The following is a 14,019-nucleotide window of genomic DNA, read 5'->3' as shown; positions in this document are numbered from 1 at the left end:
TCACGACTCGAGCACAACGGGCAGCTCCCGCACCAGCGCCAGACTCCCGGACGGGTTGTTGTCCCGCACCAGATCCGCCTGCCAGGCCATCAGTTCCACCCCGGCATCGGCCGCCTGACGTAGCAGGTCGCCGTAGGCGGCATCAATATGGTCTGCCGGGCGTACTTCGGCCACCCCGGTGTGGTTGACGCAGAACAGCAGCACCGCCCGCTCCCCGGCACGAACCTGGGCCATCAGCTCCCGCAGGTGTTTCTGGCCACGGAGGGTCACCGCGTCCGGGAAGTACCCCACACCGTCCTCGCACAGGGTAACGTTTTTCACCTCCACCCAGGCGTCCGCCAGCTCCGGGTGCCCGGACAGGTGCAGATCGATACGGCTCTTCTCCTCGCCATAGCGAACTTCCGGACGCACCGAACCATAGCCGGACAGAGCCACTATGGTGCCCGCCTCCACCGCCGCCCGGGCCTGGGCGTTGGGTCGGCCGGTGTTGACGCAGGCCAGGGCGCCGGGCGCGGTTTCCACCAGTTCCCAGGTGTAACGCAGCTTGCGTTTCGGGTTGGTGGCCGGGCTCAGCCAGACCCGGGCATTGTCGGGCTGGCACCCCATCATGGAGCCGGTATTGGGACAGTGAGCCGTCACGAGTTCGCCATCATCCAGTCGTATATCCGCAAGAAACCGCTTGTACCGTTTCAGCAGCCGCCCTTCGACGAGGTTTTCGGGGAAATTCATGACGTCTCCATGGTCAATTGATACGATGCACATTGTGGATACAAGAAGGCTGGCGCCCCCGCAACAGATCTGCTATTTTCCGCAGATTCCCGAGGAACCGGGTGGTTCCTGATTCAGACGGGCGCAGACACAAGCAATAACACTGCGTCCCTTTGGAGTTTTCATAAAGAGGCCAGGTCACATGGCAAATACTGCAGAACAGACACGCGAGCGCTTTACCAACTTCACCCCGTACGAAGCGAAGAAGGGTGAAGAATACATGAGCCCCGAGATGCTGCAACACTTCCGCAACCTGCTGATGCAGTGGCGGCAGGAGCTCATGGAAGAGGTCGACCGCACCATGCATCACATGCAGGAAGATGCGGCCAACTATGCAGACCCCAGCGATCGCGCCTCCCAGGAAGAAGAGTTCTCCCTGGAACTCCGCACCCGTGACCGGGAACGGAAACTGATCAAGAAGATCGACAAGACCATCGACCGCATCGACAAGGACGACTACGGCTTCTGCGATCAATGTGGCGTGGAAATCGGCATCCGTCGCCTGGAGGCCCGTCCCACGGCCACCCTGTGCATCGACTGCAAGACCCTGGCGGAAATCCGCGAGCGCCAGACCGGCCTCTGATTGCGCCAGTCCCCAGCAACGTGAGGGTCGAACGGCCCTCACGCAGGAACTCCCTCCATGACCATTCCGGCGTATCGCGGGCGTTTTGCCCCCTCGCCCACCGGCCCCCTTCATTTCGGCTCACTGGTCACCGCCCTGGCCAGCTATCTGGAGGCCCGCACCCGCAACGGTGAGTGGCTGGTAAGGATCGAGGACCTGGACCCGCTACGGGAAAGCCCCAAAGCCACCGAACAGATCCTGCACAGCCTGTCGGCACACGGCCTTCACTGGGACGATGATGTCCGCTACCAGTCGTCACGGCTGGACACCTACCGGCAACTGGCGGACCACCTGGTGAACCGGGGCAGGGCCTACTATTGCGGCTGTTCCCGCAAGGAACTGAAAGCCAACGACGGTCGCCACCCCTACCACTGCCGTGACGGAGGCAACACCCCGGGCGAGCGTCCCCTGGCCATCCGTTTTGCCCTGGACGACGAACAGGCCCAATGGCACGACCGTATCCTGGGCGGGCAGCACCAGTCCGTGCGCGCCGAAGTGGACGACCCGGTGATCATCCGCAAGGAAGGGTTCGTGGCCTACCAGCTTGCGGTGGTGGTGGACGATATCGACCAGGGCGTGACCGATGTGGTCCGTGGTTCCGACCTGCTGGAAACCACCGCCCAGCAACGCCAGATCTTCCGGGCCCTGGCAGGCACCGTTCCCGGCTGGGCCCATATTCCCGTGGTGCTCAACCAGCAAGGCCAGAAGCTGAGCAAACAGAACCATGCCCCGGCGGTTGATGACAGCCAGCCGGCCCGCAACCTCTGGCACGCCCTGGCGTCACTGGGCCAGCGGCCACCCCGGGCACTGGCGGCCGATACTCCCTCGCAGGTGCTGGCCTGGGCCACGGAGCACTGGTCACTGGATGCCATCCCCCTGGAACACAGCCGGGAACCGTGATCCCGGGAGTCTGCGCGGGAGTGGCAACCAACCTGACAGTGCCCCCCGGCCCATGGTATAACCCCGGAGATCAACGGCCCGGATAAACATCTGATGTATATCTATCGCCTGGTTTTTCTACTGGTTCTGGCTGTTTACATCTTTTCACCCAACATCCTGGACTGGTGGGTTTCGCCGGACAACGCCTGGTACTCCCCCTACCTTTTCTGGAGCAGCCTGATCGCCGTCGGCGTGTGGCTGGAATGGCAACGGGACCCCAATGAGTTTTAGCCTGCCGGTATTGCTGCTGATCAGCCTGGCCTACCTGCTGACACTGTTCGGTATTGCCCATGCCACCGAACGTGGCCGGCTGCCCGGTCGCTGGGTCCGCCACCCGCTGGTGTACACCCTGAGCCTGGGCGTTTATGCCGGCACCTGGGCCGTGTACGGTGCGGTGGGGGTCGCCGCCGAGTATGGTTATGGTTTCCTGGCCTACTACCTGGGCATCAGTGGCGCCTTCCTGCTGGCGCCGGTGCTGCTCAACCCGATCATGCGCATCGGGCGGGCCTACCAGCTTACCTCCCTGGCGGACCTGTTCGCCTTCCGCTACCGCAGCCAGTGGGCCGGCACCCTGGTGACCATCACCTCCGGCATGTCGCTGATGGCCCTGCTCAGCATGCAGATCAAGGCGGTGTCCGACAGTGCCGGCCTGCTCACCCCCAACGCGTCGCCCAACGCCATCAGCATCCTGTTCAGCCTGATCGTGGTGCTGTTCGCCATGCTGTTCGGCTCCCGCCGGGACCAGACCTCCGGCAGCCATCAGGGCCTGGTGGTGGCCATCGCCTTCGACTCACTGGTCAAGCTGGGGGCCATGCTGTTGCTGGGGGGCACCATCCTGTTCTCGGTGTTCGACGGCCTTGGCGGTCTGGAAGAATGGCTGGCGCTGCCCTCCACCGGGGTCAGCGCCCTCACCCTGAAGATCGAGGACGGCAGCTGGCGGGCCCTGATGCTGATGTCCTTCGCCGGCGCCCTGGTACTGCCCCACATGTACCACATGATCTTCAGCGAGAACCCCAGCCCCCGTGCCCTGTCCCGGGCCAGTTGGGGGCTGCCGCTGTACCTGTTACTGCTGGGCCTGCCGGTACCCCTGATCCTCTGGGGTGGCATGGCCATGCCGGTGACCGACGGGCCCGCCATGTTCGCCATTACCACCGCCCAGGCCCTGGGGAGCCCGTGGCTGACCATCCTGATGTACGTGGCCGGCCTGTCCGCCGCCAGCGGCCTGATGATCGTCAGCACCCTGGCACTGGCCGGCATGGTGCTGAACCACCTGGTACTACCCCTGCGCACGCCCCGGGACCAGGACGACATCTACCGCTGGCTGCGCTGGACCAAGCGTTTCCTGATCGCCGTCATCATCTTCGCGGCCCTGCTGTTCCATGAACTGCTGGGACGTGAACTGGACCTGTCCACCCTGGGCATCCTGTCGCTGTCGGGGGTGTTGCAACTGCTGCCCGGTGCCCTGGGGGTGATCTACTGGCCCGAGGGCAACCGCAAGGGCCTGATCAGCGGACTGGTCGCCGGACTCACCCTGTGGGCCACCACCCTGGTACTGCCGCTGTCCCGGGCCACTGATCCGCTGGACTGGATCACGGTGCTGCCGGTCACCCTGGAATACGACAACTGGCCCATCTTCACCTTTATCAGCCTGGGCGTGAACATCGTCACCTTTGCCCTGGTCTCCATTGTCAGCCGGACCAGCCCGGAAGAAATCAGCGCGGCCCAGGCCTGCTCCCTCGGGGCCCTGTCCCGGCCACAGCGGCGGGAACTGATCGCCACCTCGTCGTCGGAATTCGTGCGACACCTGGCCGAACCCCTGGGGTACAACGTGGCCAAGCGGGAAGTGGTCCGGGCCCAGGAACAGCTGGAACTTCCCCCGGTGGAATACCGCCCCTACCAGCTCCGCCGGCTCAGGGACCAGATCGAGATCAACCTGTCCGGGCTGATGGGCCCGTCGGTGGCCCAGGATCTGGTGCAGCGCCACCTGGGTTTCAAACCCATGGCCAGCAGCCGCACCGCCCAGGACATCCAGTACGTGGAGCGGGCCCTGGGGGAATACGAGAACCGCCTGACCGGACTCGCCGGGGAACTGGACAACCTGCGCCGGCACTACCGGCAGACCCTGCAGAACCTGCCCATTCCCGCCTGCTCGGTGGGGGACGACGGCGAGATCCTGATGTGGAACCAGGCCATCGCGGAACTTACTGGCATTTCCGCCGACGAGGTGGTCGGCGCCCGCCTGCAGGCATTGCCCCCCCACTGGCGGGACCTGATGGAAGAGTTCGTCCACGGCCCGGACCTGCGACGCTACAAACACCGCCTGGACCTGAGGGGCCGCCCCCACTGGCTGAACCTGCACAAGGCCGCCCTGGCGGGACCGGACCACCCGGAGGGGGGCAGCATTATCCTGGTGGAGGACCAGACCGAAACCCGGCTGCTGGAAGACGAACTGATGCACAGTGAACGGCTGGCGTCCGTGGGCCGGCTGGCTGCGGGGGTGGCCCACGAGGTGGGCAACCCGGTCACCGGCATCTCGTCCCTGGCCCAGAACCTGAAGCTGGAAACCGACAATCCCGACATCCTGGAGACCGCGGATCAGATCCAGCAACAGACCCGGCGCATCTCCAATATCCTGCAGTCGCTGATGAACTTCGCCCGCACCGGCAACCACGCCCAGGCCAACCGCTACGAACCGGTAGGCATCCGCCGCTGTGTGGACGAATCCGTCAACCTGCTGTCCCTGAGTGACAGGGGGCGCGGGCTTGACTACATCAACCAGTGCCCGGAGGATCTGCTGGTCCTGGGCGACGAGCAGAGGCTGGTGCAGGTCTTCGTCAACCTGCTGGCCAACGCCCGGGATGCCTCGCCGGAGGGCGGCCGGATCCGGGTCAGTGGAAACCGTGACGAATACTCCGCTATTATCGAAATCGCCGACGAAGGGTCAGGCATACCTCCTGAACAGCTCGATCATATCTTCGAGCCCTTCTATACCACCAAGGGCGCCAGCCAGGGCACCGGCCTTGGCCTGTCACTGGTGTACAGCATTGTCGAGGAACACTACGGCACCATTAATGTGGAAAGTCCCGCCGACAGGGAGAGCGGGCGTGGTACTCTGGTGCGGCTGAAACTGCCCGCCTACGAGCCCGAAATCGACAACGGCAGTGAGGGGGACTACCAAGGGTCATGACAGATACGATGCACCGCATACTGATTGTAGAAGACGAAGAGATTATCCGCGCTGCCCTGCGCAAGCTGCTCCAGCACAATGGCTACGAGGTGGCCGTGGCCGAGTCGGTGGAAGGCGCCACCGGCGAATACGACCTGAACGCCTTCGACCTGATCATCTCCGACCTGCGCCTGCCCGGTGAGGCCGGCACCAGCCTGATCGGCCACGCGCCCGGCGTCCCGGTGCTGATCATGACCAGTTACGCCAGCCTGCGTTCGGCGGTGGACTCCATGAAGAAGGGGGCGGTGGAATACATTGCCAAACCCTTCGACCACGACGAGATGCTGTCCGCGGTGGAAGGCATCCTCGCGCAAAACATCGGCCAGCCGGACAGCGATACCGCCGATGCAGGCGAATCCGGCGTCAACAGCGGTGATCCGGCGGAGATCATGTACGGTGAATGCTCCGCCATGGAGCGGGTATTCACCCTGATCCGCAAGGTCGCTCCCACGGAAACCACGGTGCTGATCCAGGGCGAGTCCGGCACCGGCAAGGAACTGGCCGCCCGCGCCCTGCACCTGCTGTCGCCGAGGGCCAACCATCCGCTGATCTCGGTGAACTGCGCCGCCATCCCCGAGAGCCTGATCGAATCGGAACTGTTCGGCCATGAAAAGGGCGCCTTCACCGGCGCCGTATCCGGCCGTACCGGTCTGATCGAAGCCGCCGATGGTGGCAGCCTGTTCCTGGACGAGATTGGCGAACTGCCCCCGGAAGCCCAGGCCCGGCTGCTGCGGGTGCTTCAGGAGGGTGAGATCCGCAAGGTGGGTTCCACCCAGAGCCGCCAGGTTGACGTGCGGATGATCGCCGCCACCCACCGTAACCTGAAGGCCATGACCCGCACCGGCGAGTTCCGGGAAGATCTCTATTACCGCCTGAACGTCATGCAGATTCGCATTCCGCCGCTACGGGAACGCCAGGGGGATGTGCTGGGGCTGTCCAGGCGATTCCTGGCACGGCAGGCGGACAGGATGAACAAGCCCGGCCTCAGCCTGAGCCCGGAAGCCATGAAGGCCATGGAGCGGCATCGCTGGCCAGGTAACGTGCGGGAACTCGAGAATGCCATCGAGCGGGCCTCCATCCTGGCAGACGGCGATGTCATTACCCCGGACCAACTCGACCTGGACATTGAAACCGGCGATGACTACGCCATCCCCAGCAGCCTGGTGGAGGGTGACAACGAGCAGACACCGCCGCCTTCCCGGGAGTCCGATGGCGGCAGCGACCTGTCCCTGGAGGACTACTTCCAGCATTTCGTGCTGGAGAACCAGGACCGCATGAGCGAGACCGAGCTGGCCCAGAAGCTGGGCATCAGCCGCAAGTCGCTGTGGGAACGCCGACAGCGCCTGGGCATTCCCCGCAAGAAAAGCTGACCGGCCCCTCCTGCCACCACCCCACGTTAGCTCCCTCCCTGTTCGCCAGGGCCCTGCACGGTTACCCCGATGTTACCCCTCTATTGCCCGAGTGTTACCCCGCCGGTAACACCCGAGGTGTTACCCGGTGTTACCGCACGAAACACGACATAATGGATAACCGAGACGTGAGTAACACTAAGCGGCATTTTTTTATTCCTAAAACCCATTAGAAAATTTTAACTATTTGTTTTTAAAGGATTTCATGAAACTGGCACACGCACTGCATTAACTAGAGCGCACAACAACAAAAACAATGTGACAGGGCAGCGCCAACAACAAGAACAAAAAGCTGCAGAAAAAGCGCCCGGTAACAAAAACAAGCACAGGGCGTGAGTGAACTGAGTGTTTTGGGTGCTGAGCTTTTTAGTGGTGCCTTGGCTTTATGAGAGCCGCAGTAGTAGAGAAGAAACGTCTTCCAGACGTCGCTGCCGCTGCCAAAGGTGATCATATAGTCACTACCGCTCTCTGTATTCAAAGCGTTCCGTTTACAGGATTCGGGCCTCACCTGAGGTCATAGCAGGCAACTGGCCTGCCAATAACAAAAACCGCAAACAACAAAAACAATGCAGATCGTCTACTCTTCCAAGGCGGGTTCGCGCAAGCGTTCCCGCCTTTTGATTATCTGGCCTTTCGTTGTCTGCCATTGCCCCGCTCCCCCGCGAAACGGACACCAACATGGGCAAATCCTGCGCAAACCGTTAAACTCTCCCTCCTGCGTGGATGGTGGCCGCCACAAACCGGCACCAGCCCAGGCAACGTCAAACCAAGGCACGCCCCGGATCCGGGCTGCCGATACGCCGTTCATGGATTTCAATGCTGAGAAACATACAGAAAAAAGTTCGCGCCCTGCTTGCTCCCAAAGCCTCGATGGAGCCGGTTTACGAGCGCCGCGAAATTCCCCGGGACCAGCACAACGTCTCGCGCTCAATGATCAGCGAGCCCGCCAAGAAAGTGCTCAACCGGCTCAACAAGGCCGGCTATGAAGCCTACCTGGTGGGCGGCGGTGTCCGCGACATCCTGCTGGGGGAACAGCCCAAGGATTTCGACATCGCCACCGATGCCACGCCCGAGGAAGTACACGAGCTGTTTCGCAACTCCCGCCTGATTGGCCGGCGCTTCCGCATCGTTCATGTGCTGTTCGGGCGCGAAGTCATCGAGGTCACCACCTTCCGTGGCAATGCCAATACAGACGACGCCGACGATGATGACGATCGCCGGACCAACGAGCATGGCCTGCTGCTGCGGGACAACGTCTACGGCAACCAGGAGGAGGATGCCCTGCGGCGGGACTTTACCGTCAACGCCCTCTACTACTGCATCCGCGACTTCACCGTCATCGACTATGCCGGCGGCATGGACGACCTGAACAATCGCCAGTTGCGGCTGATCGGCGATCCGGAAACCCGCTACCGGGAAGATCCGGTGCGCATGCTGCGGGCGGTACGATTCGCCGCCAAGCTGGGCTTCACCATCGAACCGGTCACCGAGGCCCCCATCCGCGAGCTGGCACCGCTGCTGACCCACATCCCCCCGGCCCGGCTGTTCGAGGAAGTCCTCAAGCTGTTCTCCGCCGGTTACGGCGAGGCCACCTGGTACCTGCTGCAACAGTATGACCTGCTGGCGCCGCTGTTCCCGGAAACCGTCCGGGCCATTGATGAGGGCCAGCCGGATATGCTGATCCTCAAGGCCCTGCAGAACACCGACGACAGGCTCCGCCGAGGCAAGTCGGTTACGCCCTACTTCATGTATGCCGCCATGCTGTGGCCGGCATTGCAGTCGGAATGGCAGCGCCGCCAGGATAATGGCGAGCCGGTACAGCCGGCCCTGCACCAGTCCATCAGCAAGGTGATTGGCCGACAGGTGCAGGCCACCTCCATTCCCAAGCGATTTTCCGGCCCCATGAAGGAAATCTGGGAACTGCAGATGCGCCTGCCCCGGCGCCAGGGCAAACGTGCCTATACCCTGATGGAGCACCCCCGGTTCCGGGCCGCCTATGATTTCCTGCTGGTCCGCGAGGCCGCCGGCGAGATCGAACCCGGCCTGGGCCAGTGGTGGACCGATTTCCAGGCGGCGGACGACCGCGAGCGAGAGCGCATGCTCAGCCAGTTGGGGCAACAGGGGCCCCGCAAGCGCCGCCGGCGCCGCAAGCCCGCCCCCCAGAGGCAGGACGGATGAACGACGGGGTCAGGGCCTGGGTCGGCCTGGGCAGCAACCTGGAAGACCCGCTGCAGCAACTGGCCCGGGCCGTGACCGGGCTGGCCACCCTGCCCCGGTCCACTCTGCTCGACCAGTCTCCTTTCTATCGCAGCCGGCCCATGGGCCCCCAGGACCAGCCGGATTTCGTCAACGGCGTGGCGCTCCTGCAGACCAGCCTGCCCCCCCATGACCTGCTGGATCACCTGCAACGCCTGGAACAGGACCACGGCCGGGTACGCCTGCGCCACTGGGGCCCCCGGACCCTGGACCTGGACCTGCTGCTCTATGGCGACGAGGTGATCACCACCGACCGCCTCACAGTGCCCCACCCCGGCATCACCGAGCGGGACTTTGTGCTGCGCCCGATGCTGGACATCGACCACAATGCCACCCTGCCCGATGGTCGCCGCTGCCAGCAACTGCTTGACGACTGCACCGATAACCATCTGCAGCGACTGGAGCCGGTGGCCGGCGCGCCCCTTGCCTCGCCCCCGCCCCGCCATTAACCTTAGGGAGCCTCTGAAAAACCCTGGACCACGGCAACGTGCCGTAAGGCCCCGGAACAGAACGCTCAACCCGCCACTTTCCAGCAAAGGCGTCTTTTTATGGCTGTTACCATCAATACCCTGCGTGACTACAAGGACAAGGGCGAGGCTTTTGCGGTCCTCACCGCTTACGATGCGGCGTTCGCCCAGGTTGTCAGTGAAGCTGGCGTGGACGTCATCCTGATCGGCGACTCCCTGGGCATGGTGCTGCAGGGCAATGACAGCACCCTGCCGGTTACCCTTGAGGAAATCTGCTATCACACCCGCTGTGTCGCCGCTGGCAACCGTGGCTCCCTGATCATGGCCGACATGCCGTTCATGACCTATGGCACCATCCCGGACGCCCTGGACAACGCCGCCGAACTGATGCGGGCCGGCGCCCACATGGTGAAACTCGAGGGCACCGACTGGATGAAGGACACCATCACCGCCCTCAGCGAGCGCGGTGTGCCAGTGTGTGCCCACCTGGGCCTGACCCCGCAGTTCGTCAACAAGTTCGGTGGTTACAAGGTCCAGGGCCGCGACGAGAAACACGCCGAGCTGATGATCGAGCACGCCAGCGATCTGGTGGCGGCCGGCGCCGATATCATCCTGCTCGAGTGCGTTCCGGCGCCCCTGGCCGCCCGCATCACCCAGGCGGTGGCCGCGCCCGTGATCGGTATTGGTGCAGGCAAGGACACCGACGCCCAGGTACTGGTTCTCCATGACATGCTAGGCATTCCGGAAGGCCGCAAGGCCAAGTTCGTCAAGAACTTCCTGGCCGAAGGCGGCAGCATTCCCGGCGCCATCCAGGCCTACGTCAAGGCCGTCCGCGAACGCACCTTCCCCGGCGAGGAGCATACGTTCAAGTAATGCGTACCGTACATACCATCAAGGAACTGCGGGCCGTTATCCGCAGCTATCGGGCCCAGGGCAAGCGGGTGGGACTGGTACCCACCATGGGCAACCTCCATGAGGGTCACCTGGCCCTGGTGCGCCGGGCCCTGGAGGCCTCGGATGTGGTGGTCACCAGCATCTTCGTCAACCCGATGCAGTTCGGCGCCGGCGAGGACCTGGACGCCTACCCCCGCACCCTGGCGGAAGACCAGCGCCGGCTGGAAGCCGAGGGCAACAACCTGCTGTTTGCTCCGACGGTGGAGGAAGTCTACCCGGACGGCCTCGCCCGCCAGACCCAGGTCTCGGTACCGGAGGTGAGCGAAGGCCACTGTGGTGCCAGCCGCCCCGGCCATTTCGATGGCGTGGCCACCGTGGTCACCATGCTGTTCAACATGGTGCAGCCGGACGTGGCCGTGTTCGGTGACAAGGACTACCAGCAGCTCGCGGTGATCCGCAAACTGGTCAGGGACCTGTTCATTCCAGTGGACGTCATTGGCCTGCCCACCATCCGGGAGAGTGATGGCTTGGCCATGAGTTCCCGCAATGGCTACCTGTCCACCGCGGAACGGAAGGTGGCACCGGCCTTGCATCGAGTCCTCTCGGAGACTGGCAGGGCCCTGACCGATGGCAGCGACGACTTTGCCGGCCTGGAAGCCTCGGCCCGCGACACCCTGGCCGCCGAAGGCTTCCGCCCGGATTACTTCAATATCGTCAACAGCCTGACCCTGAAACCGGCAGTACCCGGAGACCGCCAGCTTACCGTGCTGGCGGCGGCGTTCCTGGGAACCACGCGATTGATAGACAACCTGTCAGTTGAACGCTGACTCCCTGTAGCGAAAGGAAGCGACATGGCAAAGGAAAGTTCATCCCTGGTCCGTAAACCGGAGTGGCAGGCCCTTCGCGAGCACCAGGCCGAACTCGCGACAACCCATATGCGGGCACTGTTCCAGGAAGACCCGGAGCGATTCCGGCGCTTTTCCATCGAGGCCGCTGGCCTCAGGCTGGACTACGCCAAGAACCGCATCCGCGGCGACACCCTGCCCCTGCTGACCGGCCTGGCCCGGGCCTGCGGCCTGCCGGAGGCGATCGAGGCCATGTTCTCCGGTGCTGCCATCAACAACACCGAGAACCGCCCCGCCCTGCACACCGCCCTGCGGGCCGACGCTGACAGCGATATCCGGGTCAACGGCGAGAATATCCTGCCGGAGATACAGGCCACCCTCGACCGCATGGAAACCTTTGTGGAACAGGTCCACCAGGGCCAGTTGACGGGGTTCAGGGGCGATGCCCTGACGAACGTGGTGTCCATCGGTATCGGCGGCTCCTACCTGGGTCCCTGCATGGTGACCGAGGCCCTCAGGCCCCTCACCCGCAACGGCGTGCGCTGCCACTACGTGGCCAATATCGACGGCACCGATATCAGTGAGGTGCTGCGGCAGGTGAGGCCGGAGAGCACCCTGTTCCTGGTGCAGTCCAAGTCCTTCGGCACCCAGGAGACCCTGGCCAACAGCCAGTTGGCCCGCCAGTGGCTGCTGGATGCCGGCGCCAGCGAGACCGACCTGGGACAGCATTTCGTGGCGGTAACCGCCAATGGCCCCGCCGCCAAGGCATTCGGCATACAGGAGCACGCCATCTTCCCCATGTGGGACTGGGTGGGCGGTCGTTACTCCCTGTGGTCCGCCATCGGCCTGCCCATCGCCCTGACCCTGGGCATGGACGCCTTCCGCCGGCTGCTGGCCGGGGCTCGTGACATGGACCGGCACTTCCGCCAGGCGCCGCTGGAGGACAACATGCCGGTGGTGATGGCCCTGCTGGGGGTGTGGTACGTGAACTTCTGGGGCGCGGATACCCACGCCATCCTCACCTACGACGAATACCTGAAGCAGTTACCCGGCCACCTCCAGCAACTGGATATGGAGAGCAACGGCAAGCGCGTGGATCGCAACGGTCACCCCGTGGACTACGCCACCGGCCCGGTGATCTGGGGCGGTGTCGGCGCCAACGGCCAGCACGCCTACCACCAGCTACTGCACCAGGGCACGGTGCTGTCGCCAGCGGATTTCATTATCCCCCTGAAGAGCTATAACCCGGTGGCCAACCACCACGCCACCCTGTTCGCCAACTGCCTGTCCCAGAGCCAGGCGCTGATGCAGGGCAAGACCGAGGCCGAGGCCCGGGCGGAACTGCAGGACCAGGGGCTGCCGCCGGAGGAGGTGGAGCGGCTGGTGCCCCACAAGGTGATCCCCGGCAACAAGCCCTCCAATACCCTGGTATTCGACAGGGCCACCCCGGAAACCATCGGCGCCCTGGTCGCCCTCTACGAGCATCGCACCTTTGTACAGGGGGTGGTCTGGAACCTGAATTCCTTTGACCAGTGGGGGGTGGAACTTGGCAAGCAACTGGGCAAGCCCATCCTGCAGCAGCTCAATGACGGGATCAGCGACAACGGCCTGGACAGCTCAACCGCCGGCCTGATGCGCCTGTTCCGGGGCGAATGACAGGGCCGCTCCGGGATAGTTGGTAGAGGAGACTAGCGCCAGCGGAAGTCTGCTGGCCACAGTTTCTGGCCACTGCGATAGGCGTTCCACAGCTCCCGATAGCTGCGCCCGTCCAGCGGGTGGATACGATCCCCCGCCAGCTCCGCCAGGGGCCGAAGTACAAAGGCATTCTCGAGAATTTCCGCCCGGGGAATATCAACACCATCCCTGGGCCGATCCAGATCGCCATAGGTGAGGATATCCAGGTCCAGGGTACGGGGGCTGAAACGCTTGGCATCGGGCCTGCGCCCGTGGTCCAACTCGATGGCCTTGAGGCACTGGCTCAATTCCGCCACCGTCTTGTCGGTTGTCAGCCCCACCACCAGGTTGAAGAAGGGCGAACCATCGAATCCCACCGCCTCGCTCTCGTAGACCGGCGACACCTGCAACTCACCGAAGGTCCGGGCCAGGGCATCCAGGCCGGCGCGGATATGGCGCTCCCGGTCCACGTTACTGCCCACACCGATGAACACTTCCACGGTATCGCCCATCACCAGTCACCCCGCTGGATGCGTACGCCCACCTGACGGGCCGTGGGCACCGCCCCCGGCTTCCACAGGGTCAGGCGGATTGCCGGGATGGCAAAGGTGGCCATCAGGTCGCCGGCCAGTTTCTCGGCCGCGGTCTCCAGCAACGCCGGCTGGCATTGCTCGAAGAACCGCTGCACATGGTCACTTACGGCAGCATAGTCCAGCGCCTGCCCCACGTCATCGGAGGCTGCTGCCGGGCGATTGTCCCAGGCCATCTCCAGGTCGAGGCGCAGCTCCTGGTGGACCTCCCGCTCCCAGTCGTAGACGCCAATCACCGTCTCCACGGCCAGGCCTTCGATCAATACACTGTCGGTCAAACCCTTGTCTCTCCAGAATCCGATTGAACCGCCGTCGCCAACGGGATAAGG

General features: G+C 63.8%; 13 protein-coding genes. 10 read left to right on the top strand and 3 right to left on the bottom strand.

Annotation, left to right across the window (positions count from 1 at the left end):
- A complete protein-coding gene (sfsA, locus tag RO069_RS15740; protein ID WP_328188837.1) occupies nucleotides 1–729 on the bottom strand; it encodes a DNA/RNA nuclease SfsA in 729 nt (242 codons plus the stop codon).
- Between the two features lie 181 nt (nucleotides 730–910).
- Between sfsA and dksA the strand changes: the two genes are divergently transcribed.
- From dksA to pgi, 10 genes are all read left to right on the top strand, one after another.
- Nucleotides 911–1,351, top strand: a complete 441-nt coding sequence (gene dksA, locus RO069_RS15735; protein WP_328188835.1) for an RNA polymerase-binding protein DksA — start codon at nucleotides 911–913, stop codon at nucleotides 1,349–1,351.
- 57 nt (nucleotides 1,352–1,408) lie between these two features.
- Nucleotides 1,409–2,290 carry a tRNA glutamyl-Q(34) synthetase GluQRS gene (gluQRS, locus tag RO069_RS15730; RefSeq protein WP_328188833.1) on the top strand — a complete coding sequence of 294 codons (882 nt, stop codon included), beginning with the start codon at nucleotides 1,409–1,411 and terminating at the stop codon, nucleotides 2,288–2,290.
- Nucleotides 2,291–2,383: 93 nt separating this feature from the next.
- The gene (locus RO069_RS15725; protein ID WP_328188831.1) at nucleotides 2,384–2,560 is read left to right on the top strand and encodes a hypothetical protein; all 177 of its coding nucleotides are present in this window, start codon (nucleotides 2,384–2,386) and stop codon (nucleotides 2,558–2,560) included.
- On the top strand, nucleotides 2,550–5,516 hold the full coding sequence (locus RO069_RS15720) for an ATP-binding protein (protein WP_328188829.1): 2,967 nt from the start codon (nucleotides 2,550–2,552) through the stop codon (nucleotides 5,514–5,516). Before RO069_RS15725 ends, RO069_RS15720 begins: the two co-directional genes overlap by 11 nt.
- An 8-nt stretch (nucleotides 5,517–5,524) precedes the next feature.
- On the top strand, nucleotides 5,525–6,925 hold the full coding sequence (locus RO069_RS15715; protein WP_328188877.1) for a sigma-54-dependent transcriptional regulator: 1,401 nt from the start codon (nucleotides 5,525–5,527) through the stop codon (nucleotides 6,923–6,925).
- Nucleotides 6,926–7,834: 909 nt separating this feature from the next.
- Nucleotides 7,835–9,142, top strand: coding sequence for a polynucleotide adenylyltransferase PcnB (pcnB, locus tag RO069_RS15710; RefSeq protein ID WP_442915381.1), 1,308 nt, complete (start codon nucleotides 7,835–7,837; stop codon nucleotides 9,140–9,142).
- The gene (gene folK, locus RO069_RS15705; protein WP_328188826.1) at nucleotides 9,139–9,669 is read left to right on the top strand and encodes a 2-amino-4-hydroxy-6-hydroxymethyldihydropteridine diphosphokinase; all 531 of its coding nucleotides are present in this window, start codon (nucleotides 9,139–9,141) and stop codon (nucleotides 9,667–9,669) included. The genes pcnB and folK (RO069_RS15705) overlap by 4 nt, the downstream gene beginning before the upstream one ends.
- Before the next feature lie 99 nt (nucleotides 9,670–9,768).
- Nucleotides 9,769–10,560 carry a 3-methyl-2-oxobutanoate hydroxymethyltransferase gene (gene panB, locus RO069_RS15700; protein ID WP_328188824.1) on the top strand — a complete coding sequence of 264 codons (792 nt, stop codon included), beginning with the start codon at nucleotides 9,769–9,771 and terminating at the stop codon, nucleotides 10,558–10,560.
- Entirely contained in the window at nucleotides 10,560–11,408 is an 849-nt protein-coding gene (panC, locus tag RO069_RS15695; RefSeq protein WP_328188823.1) for a pantoate--beta-alanine ligase, read from the top strand. Before panB ends, panC begins: the two co-directional genes overlap by 1 nt.
- Before the next feature lie 24 nt (nucleotides 11,409–11,432).
- Nucleotides 11,433–13,082 carry a glucose-6-phosphate isomerase gene (gene pgi / locus RO069_RS15690; protein WP_328188822.1) on the top strand — a complete coding sequence of 550 codons (1,650 nt, stop codon included), beginning with the start codon at nucleotides 11,433–11,435 and terminating at the stop codon, nucleotides 13,080–13,082.
- A 32-nt stretch (nucleotides 13,083–13,114) separates the two neighbouring features.
- On the opposite strand, the gene folK (RO069_RS15685) is transcribed toward pgi, so the two are convergent.
- Nucleotides 13,115–13,612 (bottom strand): 2-amino-4-hydroxy-6-hydroxymethyldihydropteridine diphosphokinase, encoded by a 498-nt coding sequence (gene folK / locus RO069_RS15685; RefSeq protein WP_328188820.1) that lies wholly within the window; start codon nucleotides 13,610–13,612, stop codon nucleotides 13,115–13,117.
- The gene (folB, locus tag RO069_RS15680) at nucleotides 13,612–13,968 is read right to left on the bottom strand and encodes a dihydroneopterin aldolase (RefSeq protein ID WP_328188818.1); all 357 of its coding nucleotides are present in this window, start codon (nucleotides 13,966–13,968) and stop codon (nucleotides 13,612–13,614) included. Before folB ends, folK (RO069_RS15685) begins: the two co-directional genes overlap by 1 nt.
- Nucleotides 13,969–14,019: the final 51 nt, after the last annotated feature.

Source organism: Marinobacter sp. OP 3.4 (assembly GCF_036224885.1).
In the GTDB taxonomy this organism is placed as follows: Bacteria; Pseudomonadota; Gammaproteobacteria; order Pseudomonadales; family Oleiphilaceae; genus Marinobacter.
This window is presented reverse-complemented; position numbering and strand designations above follow the sequence as displayed.

Coding starts and splice junctions, on each gene's coding strand:
- sfsA (WP_328188837.1), bottom strand. CDS start 729: ATGAATTTCCCCGAAAACCTCGTCGAAGGGCGGCTGCTGAAACGGTAC.
- dksA (WP_328188835.1), top strand. CDS start 911: ATGGCAAATACTGCAGAACAGACACGCGAGCGCTTTACCAACTTCACC.
- gluQRS (WP_328188833.1), top strand. CDS start 1,409: ATGACCATTCCGGCGTATCGCGGGCGTTTTGCCCCCTCGCCCACCGGC.
- RO069_RS15725 (WP_328188831.1), top strand. CDS start 2,384: ATGTATATCTATCGCCTGGTTTTTCTACTGGTTCTGGCTGTTTACATC.
- RO069_RS15720 (WP_328188829.1), top strand. CDS start 2,550: ATGAGTTTTAGCCTGCCGGTATTGCTGCTGATCAGCCTGGCCTACCTG.
- RO069_RS15715 (WP_328188877.1), top strand. CDS start 5,525: ATGCACCGCATACTGATTGTAGAAGACGAAGAGATTATCCGCGCTGCC.
- pcnB (WP_442915381.1), top strand. CDS start 7,835: ATGGAGCCGGTTTACGAGCGCCGCGAAATTCCCCGGGACCAGCACAAC.
- folK (WP_328188826.1), top strand. CDS start 9,139: ATGAACGACGGGGTCAGGGCCTGGGTCGGCCTGGGCAGCAACCTGGAA.
- panB (WP_328188824.1), top strand. CDS start 9,769: ATGGCTGTTACCATCAATACCCTGCGTGACTACAAGGACAAGGGCGAG.
- panC (WP_328188823.1), top strand. CDS start 10,560: ATGCGTACCGTACATACCATCAAGGAACTGCGGGCCGTTATCCGCAGC.
- pgi (WP_328188822.1), top strand. CDS start 11,433: ATGGCAAAGGAAAGTTCATCCCTGGTCCGTAAACCGGAGTGGCAGGCC.
- folK (WP_328188820.1), bottom strand. CDS start 13,612: ATGGGCGATACCGTGGAAGTGTTCATCGGTGTGGGCAGTAACGTGGAC.